The sequence below is a fragment of the Cellulosimicrobium sp. GQ32 genome (assembly GCF_059758455.1).
In genome coordinates, this window is sequence record NZ_JCAXEP010000012.1 from 1 (window position 1) to 25,681 (window position 25,681).

General features: G+C 75.0%; 21 protein-coding genes. 14 read left to right on the plus strand and 7 right to left on the minus strand.

What is annotated here, in order from left to right; all coding sequences use genetic code 11:
- A partial coding sequence (locus AC6CH9_RS17225) for a TIM barrel protein (RefSeq protein WP_498155992.1) occupies positions 1-3,478 on the plus strand: 3,478 nt, incomplete at its 5' end.
- A gap of 172 nt (positions 3,479-3,650) precedes the next feature.
- Here AC6CH9_RS17225 and AC6CH9_RS17230 read toward each other — a convergent pair.
- On the minus strand, positions 3,651-4,550 hold the full coding sequence (locus AC6CH9_RS17230; protein WP_498155993.1) for a universal stress protein: 900 nt from the start codon (positions 4,548-4,550) through the stop codon (positions 3,651-3,653).
- A gap of 214 nt (positions 4,551-4,764) precedes the next feature.
- Here AC6CH9_RS17230 and AC6CH9_RS17235 point away from each other — a divergent pair, with 214 nt between their 5' ends.
- A complete protein-coding gene (locus AC6CH9_RS17235; RefSeq protein WP_498155994.1) occupies positions 4,765-5,496 on the plus strand; it encodes a response regulator in 732 nt (243 codons plus the stop codon).
- Between the two features lie 145 nt (positions 5,497-5,641).
- On the plus strand, positions 5,642-6,115 hold the full coding sequence (locus AC6CH9_RS17240) for a pyridoxamine 5'-phosphate oxidase family protein (RefSeq protein WP_498155995.1): 474 nt from the start codon (positions 5,642-5,644) through the stop codon (positions 6,113-6,115).
- Between the two features lie 18 nt (positions 6,116-6,133).
- Here AC6CH9_RS17240 and AC6CH9_RS17245 read toward each other — a convergent pair whose 3' ends face one another.
- On the minus strand, positions 6,134-7,321 hold the full coding sequence (locus AC6CH9_RS17245; protein ID WP_498155996.1) for a GAF domain-containing sensor histidine kinase: 1,188 nt from the start codon (positions 7,319-7,321) through the stop codon (positions 6,134-6,136).
- Between the two features lie 194 nt (positions 7,322-7,515).
- On the opposite strand from AC6CH9_RS17245, the gene AC6CH9_RS17250 reads away from it, so the two are divergent.
- Positions 7,516-8,298 carry a tetratricopeptide repeat protein gene (locus AC6CH9_RS17250; protein ID WP_498155997.1) on the plus strand — a complete coding sequence of 261 codons (783 nt, stop codon included), beginning with the start codon at positions 7,516-7,518 and terminating at the stop codon, positions 8,296-8,298.
- 235 nt (positions 8,299-8,533) lie between these two features.
- Here the strand turns inward: AC6CH9_RS17250 and AC6CH9_RS17255 are convergent, their stop codons facing one another.
- Positions 8,534-9,106 (minus strand): hypothetical protein, encoded by a 573-nt coding sequence (locus AC6CH9_RS17255; protein WP_498155998.1) that lies wholly within the window; start codon positions 9,104-9,106, stop codon positions 8,534-8,536.
- A 228-nt stretch (positions 9,107-9,334) separates the two neighbouring features.
- Positions 9,335-9,853, minus strand: coding sequence for a hypothetical protein (locus AC6CH9_RS17260; protein ID WP_498155999.1), 519 nt, complete (start codon positions 9,851-9,853; stop codon positions 9,335-9,337).
- 198 nt (positions 9,854-10,051) lie between these two features.
- Between AC6CH9_RS17260 and AC6CH9_RS17265 the strand changes: the two genes are divergently transcribed.
- From AC6CH9_RS17265 to AC6CH9_RS17300, 8 genes are all read left to right on the plus strand, one after another.
- Positions 10,052-12,100 (plus strand): M15 family metallopeptidase, encoded by a 2,049-nt coding sequence (locus AC6CH9_RS17265; RefSeq protein WP_498156000.1) that lies wholly within the window; start codon positions 10,052-10,054, stop codon positions 12,098-12,100.
- A 232-nt stretch (positions 12,101-12,332) separates the two neighbouring features.
- On the plus strand, positions 12,333-14,069 hold the full coding sequence (locus AC6CH9_RS17270; protein WP_498156001.1) for an ABC-F family ATP-binding cassette domain-containing protein: 1,737 nt from the start codon (positions 12,333-12,335) through the stop codon (positions 14,067-14,069).
- A 94-nt stretch (positions 14,070-14,163) separates the two neighbouring features.
- Positions 14,164-14,697 (plus strand): DUF2087 domain-containing protein, encoded by a 534-nt coding sequence (locus AC6CH9_RS17275; protein WP_498156002.1) that lies wholly within the window; start codon positions 14,164-14,166, stop codon positions 14,695-14,697.
- Between the two features lie 59 nt (positions 14,698-14,756).
- Positions 14,757-15,287 carry an aminoacyl-tRNA deacylase gene (locus tag AC6CH9_RS17280; protein WP_498156003.1) on the plus strand — a complete coding sequence of 177 codons (531 nt, stop codon included), beginning with the start codon at positions 14,757-14,759 and terminating at the stop codon, positions 15,285-15,287.
- A 272-nt stretch (positions 15,288-15,559) separates the two neighbouring features.
- A complete protein-coding gene (locus AC6CH9_RS17285; RefSeq protein WP_231581660.1) occupies positions 15,560-15,934 on the plus strand; it encodes an STAS domain-containing protein in 375 nt (124 codons plus the stop codon).
- 63 nt (positions 15,935-15,997) lie between these two features.
- Positions 15,998-17,290 carry an exonuclease SbcCD subunit D gene (locus AC6CH9_RS17290; RefSeq protein WP_498156004.1) on the plus strand — a complete coding sequence of 431 codons (1,293 nt, stop codon included), beginning with the start codon at positions 15,998-16,000 and terminating at the stop codon, positions 17,288-17,290.
- The gene (locus tag AC6CH9_RS17295) at positions 17,290-20,595 is read left to right on the plus strand and encodes an AAA family ATPase (RefSeq protein ID WP_498156005.1); all 3,306 of its coding nucleotides are present in this window, start codon (positions 17,290-17,292) and stop codon (positions 20,593-20,595) included. Before AC6CH9_RS17290 ends, AC6CH9_RS17295 begins: the two co-directional genes overlap by 1 nt.
- Before the next feature lie 167 nt (positions 20,596-20,762).
- The gene (locus AC6CH9_RS17300) at positions 20,763-21,434 is read left to right on the plus strand and encodes a class I SAM-dependent methyltransferase (RefSeq protein ID WP_498156006.1); all 672 of its coding nucleotides are present in this window, start codon (positions 20,763-20,765) and stop codon (positions 21,432-21,434) included.
- Here the strand turns inward: AC6CH9_RS17300 and AC6CH9_RS17305 are convergent.
- A complete protein-coding gene (locus AC6CH9_RS17305) occupies positions 21,388-22,194 on the minus strand; it encodes a helix-turn-helix domain-containing protein (protein WP_498156007.1) in 807 nt (268 codons plus the stop codon). The genes AC6CH9_RS17300 and AC6CH9_RS17305 overlap by 47 nt on opposite strands.
- 47 nt (positions 22,195-22,241) lie before the next feature.
- Here AC6CH9_RS17305 and AC6CH9_RS17310 point away from each other — a divergent pair, with 47 nt between their 5' ends.
- Positions 22,242-22,694, plus strand: coding sequence for a VOC family protein (locus AC6CH9_RS17310; RefSeq protein WP_498156008.1), 453 nt, complete (start codon positions 22,242-22,244; stop codon positions 22,692-22,694).
- Positions 22,695-23,041: 347 nt separating this feature from the next.
- Positions 23,042-23,206 carry a hypothetical protein gene (locus AC6CH9_RS17315; protein WP_498156009.1) on the plus strand — a complete coding sequence of 55 codons (165 nt, stop codon included), beginning with the start codon at positions 23,042-23,044 and terminating at the stop codon, positions 23,204-23,206.
- A gap of 104 nt (positions 23,207-23,310) precedes the next feature.
- Here AC6CH9_RS17315 and AC6CH9_RS17320 read toward each other — a convergent pair whose 3' ends face one another.
- Both AC6CH9_RS17320 and AC6CH9_RS17325 read right to left on the minus strand, forming a co-directional pair.
- The gene (locus tag AC6CH9_RS17320) at positions 23,311-24,129 is read right to left on the minus strand and encodes a uracil-DNA glycosylase (RefSeq protein ID WP_498156010.1); all 819 of its coding nucleotides are present in this window, start codon (positions 24,127-24,129) and stop codon (positions 23,311-23,313) included.
- Positions 24,130-24,244: 115 nt separating this feature from the next.
- Positions 24,245-25,669: a multidrug effflux MFS transporter gene (locus AC6CH9_RS17325; protein WP_498156011.1), complete on the minus strand. Its 1,425-nt coding sequence runs from the start codon at positions 25,667-25,669 to the stop codon at positions 24,245-24,247.
- Positions 25,670-25,681 lie beyond the last annotated feature (12 nt).

Below are 25,681 nucleotides of genomic sequence, written 5' to 3' on the forward strand. Positions count from 1 at the left end.
GACGACGGAGCCGATGAACGGCGGCTGGCCGTACTGCCACGGTCCCAACGCGAACTACAACGAGTGGGACTACGCGACGTCGACGCCGGGCGACTTCTTCGACTGCGACGCCGGTGCCGTCAACAACTCGACGTGGAACACCGGCCTGGAGGTGCTGCCGCCGGCGACCGCGCCGCAGGTCTACTACGGCGACAAGGCCGGCGACCAGCCCGAGGTGCTCGACCCGCTGACCGAGTGGGGCGGCACCGGTCAGGCCCCGATGGGCGGACCGATCTACCGCTCGGCCGACTACCCGGACGCACCGGGCAAGTTCCCCGCGTACTGGGACGGCAAGCCGTTCCTGGCGGAGTTCTCCCAGGACTACGTCGCCGCGTTCACGCTCGACGAGCTGAGCAGCGACGGCGTGGTGACGGCCGTGGAGGACTTCCTGCCGAACGCGCACCTCACGAGCGCCGCCCAGCCCATCTGGGACAACGTCATGGACTTCGAGTTCGGTCCGGACGGCAACCTGTACGTCCTCGAGTACGGGGACGGCTTCTTCCGCCAGAACCCGGACGCAGGCCTGTACCGCGTGTCCTACAGCGAGGGCAACCAGCACCCGCAGGCGTCGTTCACCGCCAGCGCGATCTCCAGCAGCGAGGCCCCGCTCGAGGTCACGTTCGACGCCTCGCGGTCGAGCGACCCCGAGGGCGCCGAGCTCACCTACGAGTGGGACTTCGACGGTGACGGCCAGACCGACGCCACCGGCGTGAAGGTCACGCACGAGTTCACCGAGCTCGGGCAGTACGACGTCATCCTGCGGGTCACGGACCCCGAGGGTCTGTTCACGCTCTCGACGAAGCAGATCACCGTCGGCAACACGGCGCCCGAGATCAGCGTCGACGTCGCGGACGGGGCGATCTTCGACTGGGGCGACAAGCTCGAGCTGGGCGTCTCCGTGCACGACGCCGAGGACGGCGACGAGGTCACGTGCACCGACGTGAAGTTCACGTTCGGCCTCGGCCACAACACCCACGCCCACCCGGAGGTCACCGGGACGGCGGCTGCGACGGCAGACGGATGCGGCATCACGATCCAGACCAACGCGGACGCCGTGGAGCACGGTGAGGGCGAGAAGATCTTCGGCACGCTCGTCGTCACCTACACGGACAAGGCGCAGGGCGAGGTTCCTGCGACGACCGGTGAGCTCACGCGCATCTTCAAGCCCGAGGAGCAGCAGGCCGAGTGGTACGACGAGGCCGAGGGCGTCGAGGTCGTCGCCGACGAGACCGCCGACGCCGGTGGCTACGTCACGTCGCTCGACGCGGGCGACTCGTTCGCCTACGAGCCCGTGGCCTTCGAGCACGCCCCCTCGGGCGAGGCCATCAACCGCGTGACCGTCCTCGGTCGCGGCGAGGGCACCGTCACGCTGGGCTGGGAGGGCGCCGACGGCACGACCGACGAGTCGCTCGCCGAGCTCCGCTTCGCCAGCGAGGGCTGGACCGACGTCACCCGGACGCTCACCAGCGTGCCGGAGGGCTCGGGCAAGGTCGTCGTGACGAGCACGGGCGGCGTCGACGTCGACAACGTGTTCTTCGGGAAGTCCGTCATCATCCCGGCGGACCAGGTCTCGCTCCAGATGTTCTCGCTGATCCCCTGGGTCACCGCCGACGGCCAGCCGGCCGTGCTCGACCGCCTCGGCGAGATCGGGCTCCAGAACATCGAGCCCTTCGGCGGCAACTACTCCGGCCTGACGGCGGAGCAGTTCCGCGCGCAGGCGGACTCCGCGGGCCTGAGCGTGCCGTCCTCGCACTACAACGTGGGCGAGGCGACCTTCGACGACACGCTCGACTACGTGGCCACGGTGGGGCAGAAGTACGTGGGCTCCGGCGGCTTCCCCAGCCCGGGGATCGGCAGCCTGGAGAACACGCTCGCCACGGCCGAGACGATGAACCGCCTCGGTCAGCGCTCCGTGGAGGCCGGCGTCGGCAAGGTGTTCGGCCACAACCACGACCAGGAGTTCACCACCAAGTACGAGTACGACGGTGAGCTCACCTCGGCGTGGGAGATCCTCGTGGCGGAGACGGACCCCGAGTTCGTGACCTTCGAGCTCGACACGGCGTGGGCCGCCCACGCGGGCGTCGACGTCCCGGCGCTCATCGAGCAGTACGGCGACCGCATCGAGCTCATGCACATCAAGGACGCCGTCAACCTCAACGCCGGTGGTCGCCCGACCTTCACCAACCTCGGTGACGGCGACATGCCGCTGCAGGAGATCCTGGCCGCCGGTCAGGAGGCGGGCGTCGCGTACTACGTCATGGAGTACGACATGGCCGCCGACGGCGAGTCCTTCGCCACGACCGGGTTCGAGTACCTCACCGGTGAGGCCGCGGGCGGCTCGGAGGAGCCGACCGAGCCGGTCACCATCCCTGTGGACAAGGTGTCGATGCAGCTGTTCTCGCTCAGCTCGTGGAGCCGCCAGATCGGCTGGGAGGGCGTCTACGACCGCCTGGGCGAGATCGGCTTCCAGAACGTCGAGCCCTTCGGGTCGAACTACGCCGGCCTCACGGCGGAGCAGGCTCGCGCCCAGTTCGACGCTGCCGGTCTTCGTGTCCCGTCGTCGCACTACACCGTGAACGAGGGCACCTTCGACGCGACGCTCGCGTACGTCAAGACGATGGGCCAGGAGTACGTGGGCTCGGGCGGCTTCCCGTCCCCGGGTATCGGTGGGGGCCTGGAGAACGTGCTGGCCACGGCCGACGCCATGGACCGTCTCGGCGCGCGTTCGGTCGCGAACGGCACCGGCAAGCTGTTCGGTCACAACCACGACCAGGAGTTCACCACCAAGTACGAGTACAAGGGTGAGCTGACCTCCGCGTGGGAGATCCTCGTGGCGGAGACGAACCCCGAGTACGTCGCCTTCGAGCTGGACACGGCCTGGGCGGCGAACGCCGGCGTGGACGTGCCGGCGCTGATCGACGAGTACGCGGACCGCATCGAGCTCCTGCACATCAAGGACGCGACCAACCTCAACGCGGGTGGGCGTCCGACGTTCACCAACCTCGGTGAGGGCGACATGCCGCTGCAGGACATCCTGCGGGCCGGTCTCGACGCGGACGTGGCGTACTTCGTCATGGAGTACGACGGCTCGCCGGCGAACGACGTGTTCTCCGTCGAGGGCTTCGAGTACCTCACCGGCATCCCCGCCGGTGCGGACACCCCGGAGGTCGACGTGACGGTCGAGCCGCGCTGCCTGGCCGGCAAGACCTACGTCGCGGTCCGTGCGCTCAACGCGGACGACTCCACGCTCGACATCGCGATCGAGACGCCGTTCGGCGCCAAGACCTTCGCGGACGTGGCCCCGGGCAAGAACGCCTACCAGTCGTTCAACGCTCGGACCACGGAGATCGAGGCCGGCGAGGTGACCGTCACCGTGACGGACGTCGACGGCGTGACGGACACGGTCACGGTCGAGTACGCCGCGCGGTCCTGCGGCTGACGTGACCCGAACGCCGGGCGAGACGGGGGTCCGACACCGTCTCGCCCGGCGCCTCCGGGTCGCCACGTGGGGCGGCGGCCGATGCCGCCCCGCTTCTCAGGGGTGGTGTGCCCGTCCGGCAGCGGGCGCACCACCACCTGTCCGTGCCGTGCGTGGTGACCGCCGTGGCGGGCTACGCCTTCTCGGCGTGCACGACGGCGACCGGGTGCGTCGCGTGGTGCAGCACCTGCTGGCTCACGGAACCCAGGACCATGCCGCGCAGGTCACCCCGGCCGCGCGAGCCGACGACGGTCAGGGCGGCTCCCGCCGCGGCCTCCCGGATCGCGACGGACGGCTCGCGGTCCACCACGAACGTCTCGACGAGGACGTCGTCGTGCTCGGCGGCCCGCACGCGCGCGAGCGCCGCCTCGACGGTGCGCGACGCCTCGGCCCGCGCGTCGCGCTCGGCCGCGGTGTAGAACGACGGGTTCTCCTCCCACAGCGGCCCCACGGGCAGCCGCCAGGCGCACACCGCGACGACGCGCGACCGGGTGCGGGCCGCCTCGTCGAGCGCGAACCGCAGCGCCGCGTCGCCGTGCACGGACCCGTCGACGCCGACTACGACGTCCGTCGTCCGCTCGGCCCGGTCCACGACCGGCGGCACGACGACGACCGGCACGGGCGAGCGCGCGGCGAGCCGCGTCCCGACGGAGCCGAAGAACATGGAGCCGACCGAGCCCAGGCCGCGCGAGCCGACCACGACGAGGTCGGCGTCCTTGGCCTCGTCGAGCAGCGCCTCCGCGGGCGGGCCGGACCGCAGCGTGGTGCGCACGGGCACCGTGGGGTCGATGTGCGCGGCGCGCTCGGCGGCGGCCGACAGGATGGGTCCGGCGATCTCGCCCAGCTCCTCCACGCTCGGGTAGTACGCGCCTCCGACGAACGGCGTCGCGACCACCGGCACGTAGGCGACGTGCAGCACGCGGAGCTGGGCGCCGCGCCGGGCCGCCTCGTGCACGGCCCAGTCCAGGGCCTTGCCGCTCGTCGCGCTGCCGTCCACACCGACCAGCACGACCTGCTGCGTCGATCCGCTCACGGTTCCCACCTCGGTCCCTCGTCCCCTTCGCGGCGGACGTCCTCCCGCCGCCTGCACACCTCCTGGATACCCCGCGAGGCCGGGCGCACGCACCCTGCGACCGCCCCCGCACGCGGGGACCCACGGCTCCAGGTCGTGGGACGAAGGTCCCGCACCTGCGGCGTCAGACCTTCGCGCGCGCGAGAATCCGCCCCTGACGGGCTACGTTGTGGGCATGGGCTCTCCCCACCCGATCCGTGTGTTCCTGCTCGACGACCACGAGGTGGTCCGGCGCGGCGTGGCCGCGCTGCTCGAGGCGGCCGGTGACATCACCGTCGTCGGCGAGGCCGGCACCGCCGCCTCCGCGCTCGCGCGCATCAAGGCGACGCGACCCGACGTCGCGATCCTCGACGTGCGTCTGCCCGACGGCTCCGGCGTCGAGGTGTGCCGCGAGGTGCGCTCCGAGCTCCCCGAGGTCGGCTGCCTCATGCTGACGTCGTTCGCCGACGACGAGGCGCTGTTCCAGGCCGTGCTCGCCGGGGCGTCGGGGTACGTGCTCAAGCAGATCCACGGCTCCGACCTCGTCGGCGCGGTCCGCACCGTCGCGGCGGGCGGCTCCCTGCTCGACCCGGCGAGCACCGCGCGTGTGCTCGAGCGCCTGCGCCACGCCGCGGACGAGACGCCGGACCGGCTCGAGGGCCTGTCGCAGCAGGAGCGTCAGATCGTCGCGCTCATCGGGGAGGGCCTGACGAACCGCGAGATCGGCAAGCGCCTCTACCTCGCGGAGAAGACGGTCAAGAACTACGTCTCGCACGTCCTCGCGACGCTCGGTCTCCAGCGGCGCACCCAGGTCGCGGTGCTCGCGACCGAGATGCGCCAGGAGGAGGCGACGCGCCAGGGCGGCACCCCGGGCGCGGGCGCGCCGGCGGGGGACCGGCAGCACGGTGGCCAGCCCTTCCGTCCCTGACGGCGGCACCGGGCCCGTGCGTCCCGGGAGGCCCGAGGACTCGTCGCCGGACGGACCGGTGGCCGACGGCGGGGGTCCGGGCGACCGCGCGGCGTCGGGACCTTCGGCTCTCGCCGATCTGACACCGCGGCGCGACGATGTGGAGATGGACACAGTCGAGCGGACCGGGACAGGGGCACCGGTGGCGGGTGCGGGGGCCCTGACGGCCGAGCGTCCGCGCGCCTCGGCAGGGCTCGCGGAGCTCACGCCGGAGGAGAGCTACGCGCTCCTCGCGACCGTCCCCGTGGGCAGGATCGTCTACACCGACCACGCGCTGCCGGCGATCCAGCCGGTGAACTTCGTCCTCGACGGGCCGGACGTCGTCTTCCGCACCGCCGAGGGCTCCAAGCTCGCGGTCGCCGCGAGCCGGGCCGTCGTCGCCTTCGAGGTGGACCAGTTCGACGCCGAGGCCCGCTCCGGCTGGTCCGTCGTGCTCGTGGGCCGCACGTTCGAGGTCACCGAGCCGGTGGAGCGGGCACGGCTGCTCGCCCTCCCGCTCGTCACGTTCGTGCCGGGCGTGCGCGACCGCGTCATCAAGGTCGTCCCGCGCATCGTCACCGGGCGGCGGATACTGCGCTGAGGCCGCCCGGGCGACGGGTCAGACGAGCGGCACCCACCACTCGAGCCGCGTGCCGCCGTCGGGCAGCGCGGTCGCGGTGCTCGACCCGCCCAGCGCCGCCGCGCGCGCCTGCATGTTCCGCAGCCCCGAGCGGCGCCCGCCGGGCTGGATGCCCACGCCGTCGTCCGTCACCGTGAGGCGCGCCTCGTGCGCGGTCACGGACAGGTGCACGACGACGTGGCTCGCCTGCGCGTGCCGCGCCACGTTGGTCAGGGACTCGCCGAGCACGACGACGAGCTGGTCGGCGACCTCGGCCGGCAGGCTCGGGCCGCCGTCGGACACGCCCGCGCCCGACCCCTCGGCCGCGACCTCCACGCTCACCTCCGGCGCGAAGCCGAGCACCGTCGTCGCGGCCTCCGCCTGGGCGCGGAACCGGTCCTCGATCGACGGCGCGTCCGGGTCGGTCGCCGTGTGCAGGGCGAAGATCGTCGAGCGGATCTGCCGGATCGTCTCGTCGAGGTCGGAGACGGTCTCCTCGATCCGGGTCCGCGCGTTCGGGTCGGCCACGAGCGGCTGCACGCTCATGAGCGTCATCGCGGACGCGAACAGGCGCTGGATCACGACGTCGTGCAGGTCGCGCGCGATGCGGTCGCGGTCCTCGAGCACGCCCACCTGCTTGGCGCGGCCGTAGAGCCGCGCGTTCTCGATCGCGACGCCCGCGGCCGCGGCGAGCGCGATCACGGCCGCCTCGTCCTCGGCGGTGAACTCCGTCGTGGAGTCCTCGCCGCCCGCCCCGGGCACCCGCTTGTCCGTGAGGTAGAGGTTGCCGAACACCGTCTCGCGCACCCGGACCGGGACGCCGAGGAACGTGTGCATCGGTGGGTGGCCCTCGGGGAAGCCGGCCGAGCGGACGTCGTCGGCGATCTCCGGGACACGGATGGGCTCCGGGTTGTCGATGAGCTCCCCGAGCAGGCCCTCGCCGTGCGGCCAGTGGTCGATCGCGGCGACCTCGCCGTCCGAGAGCCCGAGCGGGATGAACTGGGCGAGACGCTCGCGGCCCGAGGCGTCGAGCACGCCCAGCGCGCCGTACCGGGCACCGGTCAGCTCCATGGCCGCCTCGACGATGCGTCGCAGGACCTGCGGGAGGTCGAGGTCGCTCGTCACCGCCACGACGGCGTCCAGCACGCGTTGCCCGACGTCGGTCGGCAGGTCGGTCGTTCCGCTCACCTGACGCAGTCTCCCAGACGCGGGGCCCGGGGCGGCACCCGGGGGCAAGGGGGAGTGACGTGGGCGACACCCCGCGCTATCGTGCGTCCACATCTCGGGACGTCCGTCGCCGTCCTGCCGGTCGCCCGCCGCGCCCGGCCCGGCGCGAGCCGACCGAGGCCGTCGACGCAGGGGCCGAAGGGACGCGGTGCCGCATGCCGACCACCGACCAGGGCGCGGGGCCTGCCACGGCGACCGTGCTCGCCGACCTGCGGGCCGCCGTCGGGCACCTGCACCCTGACGACCCCGCCGAGCTCGTCGCCATCGCCGACGACCTGCGCGCCCTCGGCAGTCCCGCCGCCGCCGTGCCGTTCTACGAGTCGGCCGTCGAGCACGGCGTCCCGGGGGCCGTGTACCGCCTGGGCGTCGCCCACCACGAGGCGGGCGACGCCGCCGAGGCGTTCCGCTGCTTCGAGCTCGCGGGGCTCGCGGGCGACGTCCTCGGCGCGTTCATGGCTGCGCAGGTCGCGTCCGAGCGCGGCGACCTGCACGCCGCCCGCCGGTGGTACGAGCAGGCGCAGGACGTCGAGGGCGCCTCCGTCCGGCTCGCGCAGGTGCTGTCCGACCTGGGGGAGCAGGACGCCGCCGCCGACCTCCTCGTCGCCACGTCGGGCGAGAGCTGGGAGGCCGCCGTGGAGCTGGCGCGCAGCGGCGCCCTCGCGGGGGACGACGCCGTGGCCCTCCTCGAGCGCTGGGCGGAGGCGGGTGAGGCGCGCGTCGCGGCGGCGCTGGCGGACCTCTACGTGCGTGCGGGCCGCGCCCTCGACGCGGAGGACCTGCTGGAGCAGGCGGCGCTCGTGGGCGAGCCGACCGCGCGCACGGGCCTCGGCGTCCTGCGGCTGCGTGCCGGCCGGGTCGCCGAGGCGATGACGCTCTGGAGCGAGGCCGCCGCCCAGGGCGACCCCCAGGCGGCAGAGCTGCTCGCGCGCTTCGGCTGAGCACGGGGGCGCGGCGACGCGGGTGCCACGACAGAAAGGCGCCCGGCGGGCGACCCGCTCCGTCGAGCGTCGGTCGCCCTGCCGGGCGCGGAGGGGCGGGACGTGCGGGTGGTCTCCCCACCGCCCGCACGTCCCTCTTCCCCCGGGAGCGACTCCCTGCAGCGACGGCCTCAGAATCGTCGCGCGGTATCGGTCGCCCCGTAGGCCCGCCGCACACGGCGGGCTGTCGGAACCGTCAGACCAGCCAGGCGTTGCGCTGGACGAACGGGATCTTCTTCCACGCCTTGCCGAGGCCGAGCACGCTGCCTGCCCCGAGGAGCGTGAGCGCGATGATCGTCAGGGCCATGGTGATGTGGTCGTCGATGATCGGGTTGGTCACGAGCGGGAGCTCGGCCAGGTACATGAGCAGGAGCAGGAGCGTGCCGCTCACCGAGGCGACCCGCATGCCGATGCCCAGGATGAGGGCGAGCCCGATGCCGAGCAGGCCGACCATGAACAGCACGTCGATGAACGCGTTGCCGGCGAGGCCGCTGAAGAAGCCCGAGAACGTGCCCTCGAGGTTCGACAGGAACCCGGTGGTCGGGCTGTTCCCGTTGATCCACGACCGCTCGGCGGGGGTCGCGAACCCGAGCCCGAACGTCTTGTCCAGGAACGCCCAGAGGAAGTAGAAGCCGATCACGATCCGCAGGACGCCGAGGACGACCTGGGTGTGTCGCGGAGCGCGCTCCGCGAGGCTGAGGGTCTCCGGCTCGTTGCCTTCGACCGTGGGGAGCGGCGCGTTGGCGTTCCGCTCGATCGTCCCCTTCATCAGTGTCCCCTCTCATCGACCCGGCCGGTGCGGTCGGGCTCCTGAGACCAAGCAAACCCCTGTGAAGGAAGGGTGGACGTCAGGCAAAGGTCGCCGCCCACGGGGACCTAGGTCACCGGTCAGCGGGGCGATCCCGCGCGAACGATGCGTCCCGGGCCGGACGATGCGTCCAGGGACGCAGCGGGCGGACGCAGACGCAGCGCTCGCCGGGCCCTTCGGCCGGGTGGCTCAGGAGCCGGTCGACCCCTCGAGCTCCGCACGCAGCTCGTCGACACGCGTGCGCAGGCTCTCGATCCCGTCCCGGACGGCGGCGTCGGCACCGGAGAGGGAGTCCGCGACCGCGTCGAGCTCGTTCGACGCGTCCTCGAGCGCGGTCTCCGCGTCGGCGAGCCGCTGCTCGGCCTCGGCGCGGGTGTCCTCCGTGGCCGTGGCCGCCTCGTCCGCCGCGGCGCGGGCCTCGTCCGCGGCTTCCTGAGCCGCCGCGACGGCATCCTCGGCACGCGTGCGGGCCTCGCCGGACAGCGAGCCGAGGTCGTCGGTGAGGGAGCGGACGTCCTCGCCGATGGTCTCGGCCTGGGACCGGGCGTCGTCGAGGAACTGCTGGACCTGGTCCCCGGTGAGGGTGAACTCCGGCACGCTCACGGAGCCGTCCTCCGCGCACCCGGTGAGCACGAGGGCCGTGCCGACCGCCGCGCCCAGCACGAACGAGCGTGACGTTGACCTGCGGTGACGCGTCGGTGAACTCATGGCGGCATTCTCCTCCGTGAACATGAGACAGGGGTGAGAGCCTCGTGGAGGCGGTGTACGGTAGGCGGACGAGGGCACTGTGGCGTGCAGCACACCGACCGGTGGGCGTGCGCAGCCGTGACGTCGGGCGCGACGACGCGCAGAACCGGCGTGCGGGACCGCAGGTCCGTGGCAGGGCACGAAGCACGGGAGTGAGCGGTGAGCACCACGGCAGAGCACGAGGGCGCGGCGGACGACGTGCCCGAGACGCCTGAGCCTGCCGCGCCCGGCGCCGCGCCGTCCCCGACCTTCGCGCGACGCGCACGCGCCGTCTCTCACGTCCTCATCTCCTCGGCGCTCGCGATCACGCTGGCCGCGGCGCTCGCGGGGAGCGTCGAGCCCCGCCCCGGCGCGTCCTTCTTCGTCGCCGAGGCCGCGACGGCGACGCAGGTCTCGGCGCTGTCGAGCACGCTCGGTGCCGGTCTCGACGAGGACCAGCAGCTCGACGGCGCGATCGAGGTCCTCGCGACCGCGAACGCGCTGGCCGACGGCGAGGTCACGGCTCCCGTGGAGCAGGCGCGCGCCGAGCTCGGGATGCTCCTCGCCACCTACCTCGCCCAGCAGGACGCGGCACGCCGCGTGCCCGTCCAGGTGGTCCCCGACGGCGGGCTCGACCTCGACGAGTCGCTCGACGACACCGAGGTGCCCGACCTCCCGGAGCCCGTCGACCCGGGCACGGGTTCCGACGACCCGGGCGACGACGAGGGCGGGACGACGGCCCCCGGAGGCCCCGCGCAGCAGCCCGCGTCCGTGGGCGCGACGGGCGACACGGACGCGGTGCGCACGTCGGCGGTCCGCACCGCACCGAGCCCGAGCCCGACGAGCAGCCCCGACCCCACCGCGTCCCCGAGCCCGAGCGGGTCGCCGAGCCCCAGCGGCTCGCCGAGCCCGTCGCCCTCGAGCGACGCCCCGACAGGACCGACGGCGCCCGGCGGCGCCGGAGGCGCTGGGGGCTCCGGGGGTGACCGCACGCTCCCCGAGGACGCCGTGCCCGCTCCCGACGGCGTCGCCCCGGGGGAGCTCGGCGGCACCCCGGGAGACCTGGACGACCCGTCGGGTGACAGCGGTGACGGTGCGCACGCGGAGGACGACGACCACGCGCACGGGGACGTGACGCTCGATGACGTCGTCGTCTCGGCGACCCACCTCGCGGACCTGCTCGGCACGGACTTCTCTCCCGTCGGTGTCGTCCCCGCGGCCGGGGCCACGGCGCTCGCGGGCACGACCCTCGCGGAGCGGCTCGCCGAGGTGGTCGAGAAGTACGCCGGCTCGACGGCGCAGTACCAGAACGGGCGGATCCCTCCCGAGGCGCTGTGCGCGCTCGACTTCGCGCCGGGCAAGACGCTGCGCTGCGACGCGGCGGAGCAGCTCGAGGCGCTCGCCGCGGAGTTCGAGAAGGAGTTCGGGTACGCGCTCAAGATCACCGACGCGTACCGCCCCTACGACGACCAGGTGCGCCTCAAGGCCATCAAGCCGTACCTCGCCGCGGTGCCGGGGACGTCCCAGCACGGTTGGGGCCTCGCGATCGACGTCGGCGGCAACGTCCCGTCGGGGACGTCGCGGGAGTACGTGTGGATGCGCATGCACGGCCCGGACTACGGCTGGGACAACCCCGCCTGGGCGCGGCCCAACGGGTCCAAGCCCGAGCCGTGGCACTTCGAGTTCTTCGCCGCGGGCAAGATGCCGACGCGGTACACGCCGTCCGAGGGCACCGCCCCGACGACCCCGCAGAAGCCGTCGACCCCGGGTGCCCCGGCCCCGGCGCCCAAGCCCACGCCGCCCGAGCCCACGAAGCCGACCACGCCCACCAAGCCGACGACGCCCACCACGCCGACCACCCCGAAGCCGGAGGAGCCCGCGAAGGTCGCCGTGCCGGCAGGCCTCGTCGGCACGACGCAGGCCCAGGCGGCGGCCGCGCTCGCGAACGCGGGGTTCAAGGTCAGCGTGACGACGCAGGAGGACGCCGCCGCGGCGGGCACCGTGATCGCGGTCAACCCGGGCTCGGGCACCGCGCTCGCGAAGGGGAGCACGGTGACGATCGTCGTCTCGACCGGGCCTGCCGACCCCGAGCCCCCGGTGGACCCCGAGCCGCCGGTCGACCCGGAGCCGACCCCCGACCCCGAGCCGACGCAGGAGCCGACCGTGGCGCCGACGTCCGCACCGACGGAGGAGCCCACGGCGGAGGCGACGGAGACGACCGCGCCCTGACGCGCGACGTCGTCGTGTCCCGTGCGCAGAGGGCGGTCGCGCTCGCGGCGGCCGCTCCGACCGCGGACCTCGGATATTCGTGTGCGCCGCGGCGGGCGGCCGCGTAGCCTCGTCAGCGATGTGATCCTCACCTGCCCCGACCGCTCCGTCCCGTCGAGCCCGTCGTCGTGGCCCCCGCGCTGTTCCTCGCGCGTGCGCGTGCCACCCGGGCACCTTGGTAGGTGATCGCCCCATGGCCCGTTCCACCCCTGTCCTCCGTGCGTCCGACGTCCGCGTGTCCTTCGTGGGCCGCCCCGTGCTGCGCGGCGTCGACCTCGCCGTCGACCCCGGTCACCGCACCGGGCTCGTCGGCGAGAACGGCGTCGGCAAGTCCACCCTGCTGCGCGTGCTCGCGGGCACGCTCGTGCCCGACGACGGGGCCGTGACCCGGCCCGACGACCTCGGGTTCCTGCACCAGGAGTTTCCCTACCCGCCGTCGACGACCGTGCGTGCGGTCGTCGACGACGCGCTGGCGCGCGTCCGGGCGATCGAGCGCGAGCTCGAGGAGGCGGCGCTCGCCCTCGCGGGTCCCGACGCCGCGGGGCCCGTCGCGGGCGCCGACGCGGTGTACGCGCGCGCCCTCGACCGGGCCGAGCTCGCGGACGTGTGGGACGCCGACGCGCGCGCAGCGCGCACGCTCGCCGGCCTGGGTCTTGACGTCGACGGCGTCGCCGGCCGCGCGGTCGGCTCGCTCTCGGGCGGTCAGCGGACGCGGCTCGGCCTGGCCGCGCTGCTGGTGCGTCAACCCGGCGCGCTGCTGCTCGACGAGCCGACGAACCACCTCGACGACGACGCGGCCGAGTTCCTCGCGGCGGCGCTGCGCGCTCTCCCGGGCGCCGTCGTGCTCGCGAGCCACGACCGGGTCTTCCTCGACGAGGTGTGCACCGAGATCCTCGACCTCGACCCGGTGGCCGAGCCGCTGCGAGGCGCCGCGGACGGCGCGTCGCGACCCGGTGGCGCGGCCACCTTGTACGGGGGCACGTACAGCGACTACCTCGGCGCGAAGCGCGTCGAGCGCACGCGCTGGGAGCAGCGGTTCGAGGCCGAGCAGGCGGAGCTCGCCGAGCTGCGCCGGTCCGTCGCGGTCACCGCCCGCGACGTCTCGAAGAACCGCGAGCGTGGCAACCAGGCGAAGATCCTCTACGACTTCAAGGGGGAGCGCGTCCAGAGCCAGGTGTCGCGGCGCGTGCGCAACGCCCAGCTGCGGCTCGACACCCTCGAGCGCGACCAGGTGCGCAAGCCCCCGCCGCCCTTGCGCTTCGCCCGGCCGAGCGGCCATGGCGCCCTCGCCCCGGGCGGGGGCGACGTCGTCGCCTGGGCGCGGGGCGTCGTCGTGCACCGGCCGGCGGGTACGGGCGCGCCCGGCGAGCGCGCCGACCGGCTCGACATGACGGCGTCGGGCGTGCCCTCGATCGAGGTCGCGCGCGGCACGCGGCTGCTCGTCACGGGCGCCAACGGCGCGGGGAAGTCGACGCTCCTGCACGTCCTCGCGGGCGACCTGGCACCCGACGCGGGCACGGTCGGGCGTGCGCGCGGGGTGCGCGTCGGGCTGCTGGAGCAGGACGTCCACCTGCACGACGACGACCGGACCCCGCGCGAGCTCCTCGCCCTCGCGCAGGGCTGGGACCCGGCCGACCGTGCGGGCGCGCGCGAGGCGGCCGTGGACGCGCACGGGCTCCTCGCGCCGCGCGACCTCGGGCGCCCGCTCGCGGAGCTGTCGGTCGGCCAGCGGCGGCGCGTCGTCCTCGCCATGCTCGTCACGCAGGCGCCGGACGTGCTCCTCCTCGACGAGCCGACGAACCACGTGTCGCTCACGCTCGCGGGGGAGCTCATGGAGGCCGTCGACGAGTGGCCGGGCGCGGTCGTCGTCGCGTCGCACGACCGGTGGCTGCGGCAGCGCTGGACCGGCGACGTCGTGCACCTCGCGTGAGCACCGCAGCTGTCGGGGCCCCACGCGCCTCCCGACCCGTGGGGCGCCGACAACTCGCTGGCCCGCGGCGCCGGAGGGTGCCTAGGGTCGGTGCGTGGACGTCGAGCAGACCGGTGCCGTGGCACCGGACAACGCGTGGAAGCAGGTCGTCGCGTCGCTCGCGGACGCGGGTCGGCTGGAGGTGCTCGCGCGCGTCGTGACGGAGGGCCCCGCCGAGGCGGTGCTCTCGGCCGACGAGCGACGGCGGCTCGCGCCGCTCCTCGCCGCCGGGGTGGTCGTGCGCGACGAGGGCGGGTTCCTGCGCGCCGCGCCCGAGCGGTTCTCGGCGCTCCTCGCGACGGCGCCCACGCCCCGGCCCACGGGCCCCGAGCGGTTCCTCGTCGACGGACGCCTGCTGCGATCGCCCAAGCGCCTGCGCGACCGCGAGCTCGTGGTGCGGTTCCTCGCGGCGCAGGTGCTGCCCCTGGAGGAGCCAGTCACCGAGCTCACGCTGACCAAGCGGCTCGCGGCCCGAGCGGCGGACCCGGTGTCGCTGCGCCGCGCGATGGTCGACGCCGGCCTCGTGCACCGCACGCGCGACGGCGCCGAGTACTGGCGCACGGTCGTCACGGAGTTCGACGACGTCTGACCACCGGGCGCACGAGCGCGGCGGGGTGGTCGTCGGACGTGGCGACTAGGGTCGGTGCCATGAGCAGCGAGCGCGCCCTCGCGGCGCTGGAGGCGTCGGGCATCGACTACACCGTCACGCGGCACGGGCGGGTGGGGTCGCTCGAGGAGGCCGCCGCGGCCCGGGGCGTGGACCCGGCGCGCGTCCTCAAGACGATCGTCGTGCGGCGTGCGGAGGACGACTACCTGTTCGTGCTCGTCCCGGGTGACCGCCAGATCTCCTGGCCCAAGCTGCGCTCGCTCCTCGGCGTCTCGCGCCTGTCGATGCCGGACAAGGAGGTCGCGCGCGACGTCACGGGCTACGAGCGCGGCACGATCACGCCGTTCGGCTCGACGCACGCCTGGCCGGTCGTCGCCGACGTCCGGGTCGTGGCCGGACCGGGGGCGGGCGACGAGGTCGACGTCGCGGGGGACGAGGGCGCGGAGCCCGACGCCGCGGCGCGCCTCGTCTCGATCGGCGGCGGCGCGCACGGCGTCGCCGCGACGGTGGACGGGCGCGCGCTCGTCGGCGCGCTGGGCGCGCAGGTCGCGGACGTCACGGAGCCGCTGTAGCGCCCTCGACCGCACCTGGCGCGGCGGTTGTGTGGGTTCGGAGAAAGGTCGAGGACCACCCCCTCGGGGGCTGGTGTGCGCCGCGCGTCGGGTGCAGACTCGTTCTGCTCCGGTCACGGTCGCCCGGCGCGACCCGTCGCCCGACGGCGGCGCGTGCGACCGTACGGAGCCTCGCGGGGGCGCGCGGGGAACAGGCCGTCACCGCCGGACGTTGTCCGGAGGGGCGGCCGACAGCACGCAGGACGACTCGAGAGAGACGGTGAGCGGGAACCGTGGACACAGGCAGCGCGATCGACCGGACGAGCGGGATCGTCTACGCCCCGGCGGACGGCGGCGTGGTCGTGACGATGTGGGGAGAGATCGACGCGGCGCTGCGCGACCGCGCGAGCGAGGCGATGTCGTACGTGCTGGACACGCGCGGGCGCGTGGTGGTGGACGTCGCCGACGTGACCTTCATCGACTCGTCGGGCATCGCGTTCATCATCCAGCTCTACATGCTCGGCGAGGAGGACGGCCGCGACGTGGTGCTCCGCGACCCGTCGACGAGCATCGTCGAGCTGCTCGAGATGATCGGCATGGGCGGACGTATCCCGGTCGAGCGCAGCGGCGCGACGACGGGCCCGATCGAGGTCGTCGGCGCGGTCTGACGCCGGCTCGCGCCGGCCGCGCGGGTCCCGGATGCTGTGGGACCCGGCCGGTACGGTGCGGTCATGCGCATCCTGCACACGTCCGACTGGCACCTCGGGCGTACGCTGCACGGGGTCGACCTGCTGGAGCACCAGGCCGCGCACCTCGACCACCTCGTCGAGCTGACCCGCTCGGAGCGTGTCGACGCCGTCGTCGTCGCGGGTGACGTGTACGACCGCGCGATCCCTCCCGTCGACGCGGTGTCGCTCCTCTCGGACGCGGTCACGCGGCTGGCGGAGCACGCGCACGTCGTCGTCACGCCGGGCAACCACGACTCCGCGGTCCGGCTCGGGTTCGGGGACCGCGTGATGCGTCCGGGCGTGCACCTGCGCGCACGGCTGTCCGACGTCGGGGCGCCCGTCGTCCTCGCGTCGCGCCACGGGAGCGGCACGGGCGACGCTCCGCTGCTCGTCTACGCCCTGCCGTACCTCGACCCGGACACGGCGCGTCACGCGCTGGCCGACGACGCCTGGTCCGCGGGCGCGGACGAGGGCGCGGCCCCGCGCGCCGACGGTGCGCGGGCACTCGCCCGGTCGCACGAGGCGGTCATGGGAGCCGCGATGCGGCGCGTCGGGGCCGACCTCGCGCGTCGCCGCGGGCAGGACCAGGCCGCACGGGCCGTCGTCGTCGGCCACGCGTTCGTGGTCGGCGGGCTCGCGTCGGAGTCGGAGCGGGACATCCGCGTGGGCGGGGTCGACGCCGTGCCCGCGGCCACGTTCGGTGGCTGGGGGATCGACTACGTCGCGCTCGGGCACCTGCACGGCCCTCAGCGCGTCACCGTTCCCGACGTTTCACGTGAAACTGCAGGTCACGGCAGCGGGTCGGCGACGATCGCGCGCTACTCGGGGTCGCCGCTCGCGTTCTCCTTCTCGGAGCTGCACCAGCGCAAGTCCACGGCGCTCGTCGACCTGGACCGGCTGGGCGCCGGCGGGGACCCGGACGCGGCGGTCGAGCTGATCCCTGCGCCGGTGCCGCGCCGCCTCGCGGAGGTCACGGGGACGCTCGACGACCTGCTCGGGGCGGCGGGCGAGCCGCACGTCGACGACTGGCTGCGGGTGGTCGTGACGGACACCGTGCGACCCGCGGAGCTCTACGCGCGCATCCGGGCCCGCTTCCCGCACGCGCTCCAGGTGACCCACCGCCCGCCGCGCGTCGCCGAGCGGGAGGTCGTGACCGCCGTCGGGCCGGGGCGCGACCCGCTCGACGTCGCGCGGGACTTCGTCGAGCACGTGGCGGGCCACGCGCCGAGCGACGCGGAGGTCGCCGTGCTGCGCGAGGCGTTCGAGCTCGCGCTGGCGGAGGAGCGGAGCGCCTGATGCACCTGCACTCGCTGACCTTCCAGGCGATCGGACCGTTCGCGGGCCTCCATCACGTCGACCTCGCGGCCCTGGGCGCGTCCGGGATCTTCCTGCTCGACGGGCCCACGGGCGCGGGCAAGTCGACGGTCATCGACGCGATCGTCTTCGCGCTGTACGGCAAGGTCGCCTCCGAGGCCGCGAGCGACGACCGCCTCCGCTCGGCGTTCGCGGCACCCGAGGTCGAGTCGTTCGTGGACCTCGTGCTGGAGGTCCCGTCGGGCGTGTACCGCGTGCGCCGGACACCCGAGTACCTCCGGCCCAAGAAGCGCGGCACGGGTACGACGACCCAGCAGGCCTCGGTGCGGCTCTGGCGCCTGGCAGGCGTGCCGAACGCAGAGGCCCTCGCGGGGGTCGACGGCCCGCCCGGCGAGCTGGTCTCGTCGCGGCTCGACGAGGCGGGGGAGGAGATCCGCCGCATCGTCGGGCTCGACCGTCGCCAGCTCGTGCAGACGGTCGTGCTGCCGCAGGGCGAGTTCGCGACGTTCCTGCGCGCGAAGCCCGAGGACCGGGCGGTGCTGCTCCAGAAGGTCTTCGGCACCGAGCTCTACCACCGCGCGGCGGTGCGGCTCGCCGAGCTCGCGCGCGCGGCGCGGACCAGGTCGGACGGCGCACGGCAGGGCGTGCGCGCCGCGGTCGAGCGGTTCACCGGGGCGGCAGGGCTCGTGCCCGACGACGCCCGGCGACTGCGCGCGGCCGCTCAGGACGACGCGCGGCTGCGGCGGGCCGACGAAGCCGACGTCGCCCGGGCCGTGGCAGACGTCGCTCGGGGTGCGGTGGAGGTGGAGAGGCCGACGGACCTCCACGCTGCGGACACCGTGCTGTCGTCCTCGACGGACACCGCCCTGTCGTCCCCGACGCCTCTCGTCGACGGTCGGGTCGTGGGGGTGGGGCCCGCCGCGCCCGCGGCGGCGGTCGACGGCGCAAGCGCCCCGGTCGCGGGCGTGCACGCGCTCGCCCTGGCGCACGTCGCGGGGCTGGAGGCCGAGGCGGAGGTGCTGGCCGAGCGCGAGCTCGCGGCCAACGCGGCGCTCGTCGCGGCGCGCGACCGCCTCGACGCCGAGCGGGCGGTCGCGGACGCCGTGGACCGCCGCGCACGGCTGCGCGTCGAGGAGGCACGCCTCGCGGAGGAGGAGCCCCGGGTCGCCGACGACCGTCGGCGCGTCGACGCCGCGACCCGTGCCGCCGTGGTCGCCCCCGCGGCGGAGGGTCTCGTCCGCGCGGAGCAGCTCCTCGCCGCCGCGCACGACCGGCTCGCGCTCGCGCGGACGGGCGCACCCGCGCCCCTCGCCGACGCCGACCCGACCACGCTCGAGGCGCTGCGCGCCGACGTCGCGACGGCCGGGGTGCGCGTGGCCCGCCTGCTCCCCGTCGGTGCATCGCTCCCGGGCCGCGACCGCGCGGTCGCCGACGGACGCAAGGACGTCGCGCGGGCGACCGAGGAACGGGCGCGCGTCCTCGACGAGCTCGCCGCGCGCCCGGCGCGCCGTGAGGAGCTGCGCCTGCGGCTGGCGTCGCTCGCGGAGACGGCCGGGGCGCTCGGGGCCCACCAGGAGCGGGCGCTGCGTGCGCGCGCGGTCGAGGAGGCGGCGCGGCAGGCCGCGACGCTCGCCGCGGAGGAGGAGATGGCCCGTGCCGTGCGCACGGAGGCCGCGACGGCCGCGCGCGCCGCGGTCGAGCAGGAGGCGCGGGTCCGGGCGGCCCGCATCGCCGGCCTCGCGGGAGAGCTCGCCGCCGGTCTCGTCGAGGGGTCCCCGTGCCCGGTGTGCGGCGGCACGGACCACCCGGCCCCGGCGCCGCTCGCGGACGACCACCCCGCGGCGCAGGACGTCGAGGAGGCCGAGCGCCGCCGTGCCGAGGCGGAGCGGGTGCTGCACGACACCTCGGCGCGGGTCGAGGTCCTCGCGGAGCGGCTGGCCGCGCGCCGTCGGGACGCCGAGGGCCTGGCGCCGCACGAGGCGGCGGAGCGGGTCGCGGAGGTCGACGCCCTCGTCGGGGGTGCGCGAGCGGCGGCGCACGAGCGGGCGGACGCCGAGCGCGAGCTCGCCGCCCTCGACGACGCCACGCTCGCCCTCCAGGAGCGCGCCGCCGGGCTGGCGGAGATGATCGCCGGCACGACGGCCCGCGTCGAGGAGCTCGCGACGACGCTCGACGCCGACCGGGCCGAGATCCGTGCGGAGGTCGCCGCGGCCGGACCGCTGGTGGAGCTGGCCGACCTGCCCGACGCCCTCGCCGACGAGGGTGGGACCCGGAACCCGGTCGCCGTCCTCGCCGCGGCGCTCGACGACCGGCTCCGCACGATCGACGCGCTCGCCGACGCGGGTGCCGCGGTCGCCACCGCGGAAGAGGCCGTCGACGAGCGCGCGGCCGAGCTCGCCACCCTCGTCGACCGGTCGGGGTTCGTGGACGCCGCCGACGCGCTCGCGGCCGTCCTCGAGGAGCCGGACCGTCGGGCGCTCGCGCGGCGCGTCGCCGAGCACGACGCGGCGCGTGCCGCCACGACCGCCGGGCTCGCCGACCCGGCCCTCGCGGACGTCCCCGAGGACGCGCGTGCGGACGTCCCCGCGGCGCGGGCCGCGGTCGCCGAGGCTGAGGCGACCGCCCGGGCAGCAGCACGCCGGCACGAGCTCGTGGCCCGCCAGGCGCAGTCCGCGAGCGCCGCGGCGGAGGGGATCGGGGCGGCGGCGGACGACTGGGCCAGGGCCCGCGACGCGGCAGAGCCGGTCGCGCGCATGGCCGCGCTGGCGTCCGGGTCCGGCGACAACGTCCACGCGCTCACGCTCGCGACGTTCGTCCTCGTCCAGCGGTTCGAGGACGTCGTCGCGGCGGCGAACGAGCGCCTCGCCGAGATGTCGTCGGGCCGGTACGAGCTCGTGCGCAGCGGGACGCGCGAGGACGTGCGCGCGCACAAGCGTGGGCTCGCCATGAAGGTCCTCGACCACGTCACCGAGTGCGAGCGCGACCCGCGGACGCTGTCCGGCGGCGAGACGTTCTACGTGTCCCTGTGCCTGGCCCTCGGGCTCGCGGACGTCGTCACCGCGGAGGCGGGCGGTGTCGAGCTGGGGACGCTCTTCGTCGACGAGGGCTTCGGCAGCCTGGACCCCGAGACGCTCGACGCCGTGCTCACGGCGCTCGGTCGGCTCCGGGCGGGGGGTCGTGTCGTGGGCGTCGTGTCGCACGTGGAGGCGCTCAAGCAGTCCATCGCCGAACGCATCGAGGTGCGGCGCGTGCCCGGAGGCGGGAGCACGCTGACCGTGCGAGCGTGAGGACGACGGCGCTCGCCCGGGACGTCGGTGGAAAGACGCCGGCCGGAGACGCCGGTCGTCGACGCCGGCCGGAGACGCCGAGCGGAGAACGTCGGCCGGACGCGCCGACGACCGGTCGAGGCGACCGGGTGCAGCGGGCCGCCCATCGGCGGTGAGGGGTGGTGCGGATGGCGGGACCGACCGGGCCGGGAGGCGCGGCGAGCCCCCGCGACGCCCGGCTGCGGCGGCGCTGGGACCGGGAGGCGGGCGCCTACGACCGTGGCATGGCTGTGGCCGAGCGCCGCTTCTTCCCGGACGTCCGCCCCCGCGCGTGCGGGCTCGCGGCGGGCGAGACCTTGGAGGTCGCGATCGGCACGGGCCTCAACCTGGCCTACTACCCGGCGCGGGTGCTGGACGGCCGTCTGACGGGCGTCGAGTGGAGCTCGGGGATGCTCGCGGTCGCACGACGGCGGGCGGCGGAGCGGGGGGTCGACGTCGACCTCCGGCTCGGCGACGCGCAGCGCCTCGACCTTCCCGACGACACCTACGACACCGTGGTCTGCACCTTCTCGCTGTGCGCGATCCCCGACCACCGTGCCGCGCTCGCGGAGATGGTCCGCGTGCTGCGTCCCGGCGGCCTGCTCGTCCTCGCGGACCACGTCTCGTCGACGTCGTGGCCGTTCCGCGCGCTCCAGGCGATGGCCGACGTCGTGAGCGTCCCGCTCGCCGGGGAGCACTTCCGCCGCCGTCCGTTGCGCTGGGTGCTCGACGCCGGGCTCGCCGTCGAGCGGCACGAGCGCACGCGGGCCGGCGTCATCGAGTGGCTCGCGGCGCGCACACCCGGTCCACGAGCTCGGTGACCGCCGCGCGCACGGGGCGTGGCGGCGCGCCGCCGTCGAGCGCGAGCGCTGCGCGGTCGAAGGCCGCGGAGAGCAGGAGCGTCAGCGCGTCGAGGCGGTCGTCGTGCGCGACGTCGTCCCCCACGCGTGACGTCGTCGGCCGGGCCCTCCCCGCCGGGCGCGAGTTGCCGTCGCGTGCTCGGCCTGTGCGGGCCTCGTCGTCAGGCGCAGCATCGGGTGCGCCGTCGTCGGGCGTGGTGTCGATCACCGCGGCGAGGCCCGCGCGCAGCGTGCGACGGGCGTGGCGCGCGTCGAGGGCGTCGGCCTCGGCGGCACCGAGCACGGCCGGGGCGTCGACGAGAAGCAGGCGCGTCCGGCCCGGGACCGCCATCGCGTCGAGGTAGGCCCGCGCGCCCTCGACGAGCATCCCGCGGGCGTCGGGGGCGTGCGAGCGGGGGGCGGGGGGTGCGTCGCTCGCACGGGGTGTCGTCCGGTTGGCGCTCGCGGCTGCGGCTCCGTGGACGCTGCCGACCGGGCCGGTTCGTGCCTCGATCTCGCGCGCGACCGCCTCCGCCTCGGCCTCGACGACCGCCCGGAACAGGTCCCGCTTGTCCGCGTAGTGGTGGTAGAGCGCGCCGCGCGTGACGTGTGCGGCCGCGGCGATCTGCGGTGTCGACGCCTCCGCGTACCCGGGGTCGACGAACAGCTCGCGCGCCGCGGCGACGAGCGCGGTCCGGGTGGCGCGGGTGCGCTCGGCGTTGGTGCGACGAGTCCCTTGCATACCGACAGACTGTAGGTCATGCTTGGATGCAGACAGCCTGTTTGTTTATGCCAGACCAGGAGGAGAAGACCGTGCGCATCACGAGCTGGTACCCGGTGCTCATGACCGGCGACGTCGCGGCGACCGCGGCGTTCTACGTCGAGCACCTCGACCTCCGGCCGCTCTTCACGAGCGACTGGTACGTGCACCTGCAGTCCGCGCACGACGAGGCCGTGAACCTCGCCGTGCTGGACGGTGACCACGAGACGATCCCCGAGAGCGGGCGGGGGAGGGCGAACGGGCTCCTGCTCAACCTCGAGGTCGAGGACGTCGACGCCGTCCACGACCGCTTCGTCGCGGCGGGCCTGCCGATCCTGCGCTCGCTGCGCGACGAGGCGTTCGGCCAGCGGCACTTCATCACGGCCGACCCGAACGGTGTCCTGATCGACGTCATCACGCCCATCTCGCCGACGGGCGAGTTCGTCGAGCAGTACGAGGAGTCGGCGCTCCCTGCCGACTGACCGGACGTCCCCTCAGAACGTGGGCGGGAGGAACCCCGTCGAGCCGGTCGCGACGACACCCGCGACGACCACGACCGCGACCAGCACCGCGGTCCGCGCCCGGGGGCGGGCGCTGCCGTCGGCCGTGGATCCTCCCGTCGTCGGTACCCGCCGGAGGGGAGGCGGCCGGCAGTGCGATCGGCGGGCCTCGGTCCCGACCCGGTCACCATGTCACAAGACGGCGCCTCCTCGGTCTCTCTCCTACGGGGGGCAGGAGCGGCGACCGAGGTCCGCGGTCGCTGAGCGTCATCGCCAGGTGGACGCCCGGTTCGGTCGGAGCACCCCGGCGCCGTCGAAGGAGAGCACCAATGTCAGCAGCATCGTCCCCGCTCGAGCGCGAGCTGCGGCGCATGGAGGTCATCGCGCGCCGCGAGCAGCTCCGGCTCGTGGGCCGCGCCCTGCCCCGCGTGGCGGAGCGCCGCCGGTGGGCAGACTCCCCGCGCCGTCAGTCCCCGACGACCGCGACCCGGTAGTCGCCCCGCAGACGCGCGTCAGGCCGAGTGCTGCACTCCTGGCCGAGCGTTGCACCTCCGGGTGCCGCCCTCGGCCCGGAGCGCGTCTCTCGGCGCGCGGGTGCTCAGTCCAGCGCGCTCAGGCCGGCGAGGTCACGCGCGCGGAGCAGCACGTCGTCGAGCATCTGGGGCGTGAGGCGCCCGGTGAAGGTGTTCTGCTGGCTCACGTGGAAGCACCCCAGGAGGGTGAGGGTCTGCGCCGGGGCCGGCTGCCCGGCGTCGGGCACCTCGCTTGCGGCCCGTCCCGTCGCGACGCCGCCCGGTGCGGGTGACCGACGGCGCAGCGCCACCTCCGCGCCGTGCGCGAACCGTGGGCGGGGGCGCGGCACGTCCCACCCCTGCTCGGCGAGCGTGGACAGCAGCGCCTGCCACCCGAACCCGCCGAGCACGACGGCGACGCGCACGGTCTCCCCGAGCAGCTCCACCTCGCGCGCGAGGTACGGCCCGCACCGGCGGCGCTCCTCGGGCGTGGGCTTGTTGTCGGGCGGGACGCACCGGACCGGAGCGGTGACGCGGATCCCGGTGAGGTGCAGCCCGTCGTCCGCGGACACCGAGGTCGCCTGGTTGGCGAGCCCCGTGCGGTGCATGGATGCGAAGAGGAAGTCGCCGCTGCGGTCGCCCGTGAACATCCGGCCGGTGCGGTTGGCCCCGTGCGCGGCGGGGGCGAGCCCGACGACGAGGATTCCCGCGTGCTCGTCGCCGAACCCGGGGACGGGCCGGGCCCAGTAGTCGTCCTCGCGGAACGACGCGCGCTTGACCTCGGCGACGTGCTCGCGCCACGCGACCAGCCGCGGGCAGGCCCGGCACTCGACGAGGTGGTCGTCGAGCGCCGCGAGCGTCGACGCGGTCCGCGCGGCGAGCGGATACTCGGGTTCGTCGGGCATCACCCGCCCATTCTCCGCGCCGAGCACGACATGGGGGTCGTTATCCGCCGGATGACGACCCCCATGTCGTGCTCGACCGCGAGCGAAGTCGTGCTCGCGGCGCCGGTCCGGCCGGTCAGGCGCCGCGGTCGGCGAGCACCGTGGCCTCGGCGAGCGCAGCGGCGTCGTCGGGGACGTCGACGGCCGCCTCGCGACCGGTCGTCGCGGCGGTCGTGCCGCCGGCCGGCTCACGCGTGCCGAGCGCGTCGGCGGCGTCGTTCGGGACGGGCGCGCCGAACGTGTGCCGCAGGCCGAGCAGGACCGCTCCGGCGATGACGACCACGCCGAACATCACCGCGGCCATCGTCACGGGCGGGGACCCGCCGAGCAGGCCGGTCACCGGCGCGACGATCGCGCCGACGCCGAACTGGAAGGCCCCGATGAGCGCTGCGGCGCTCCCGGCGCGGTGCGCGTTGCGCTCGAGCGCGATGGCGGGGACGGACGGCATGACGAAGCCGGCGGTACCGAGCGTGAGGACGATGAGCGGGACGAGCCAGGCGAGCCCGCCGCCGGCGAGCGCCGCGACGAGCAGACCGCCCGACAGCACGAACCCGGCAGCGACCGCGCCCTGGAGGATGCGCTCGGGCGCGACGCGGCCCACGAGCGCGCCGTTGATCTGGCTGCCCGCCGTCACCGACACCGCGCCGACGCCGAACACGATCGCGTACTGCTGGGCGGACATGCCGAAGAAGTCCTGGAACACGAACGTCGACGCGGAGATGTAGGTGAACATCGCGGCCATGTAGAAGCCCGCGATGAGCGCGAGGCCGATGAACGACCAGTCGCCCAGGAGCGAGCCGTACGACCGCAGAGCGGCGACGGTCCCGCCGGAACGACGGCGCTCGGCCGGCAGCGTCTCGCGCAGGCGGAGCAGCACGAGCACGAACAGCACCGCCCCGACGACGGCGAGCGCGACGAACATGCCGCGCCACGACCCGAGCCGCAGGAACTGGGCGCCGATGGTCGGCGCGAGGATGGGAGCGACGCCCACGACGAGCATGAGGCGCGCGATGACCTTGCCGATCTGGTAGCCCTCGAACGAGTCGCGCACGATCGCCATGGAGAGCACCATCCCGGCGGCCGCGGACAGGCCCTGGACGAACCGCAGGCCGGTGAGCGCGGCGACCGACCCGGCGAACACGATCCCGACGGACGCCGCGACGTACACCGCGAGGGACACCAGCAGGGGTGCGCGCCGGCCGATCGCGTCGGAGACCGACCCGATGAGGAGCTGCCCGATCGCGAGCCCGGCGAGCGTCGCGGTGAGCGTGAGCTGGACGCGGGACTCGGTCGTGCCGAGCTCGTCGACGATGCGCGGGAAGGCGGAGAGGTACAGGTCGATCGTCAGCGGACCGATCGCGGTGAGCGCGGAGAGCAGCAGGACGAGGCCCGCGCTGATGCGCCCGGGTCGGGCGGGAGCGGCGGGGCTCGTGGAGCCGGTGCCCGGCGGGGCGGCGACGGGCGCGGTCGGCGCCGGGGTCGCGGGGGGAGTGGAGGCCATGACAGGGGCAAC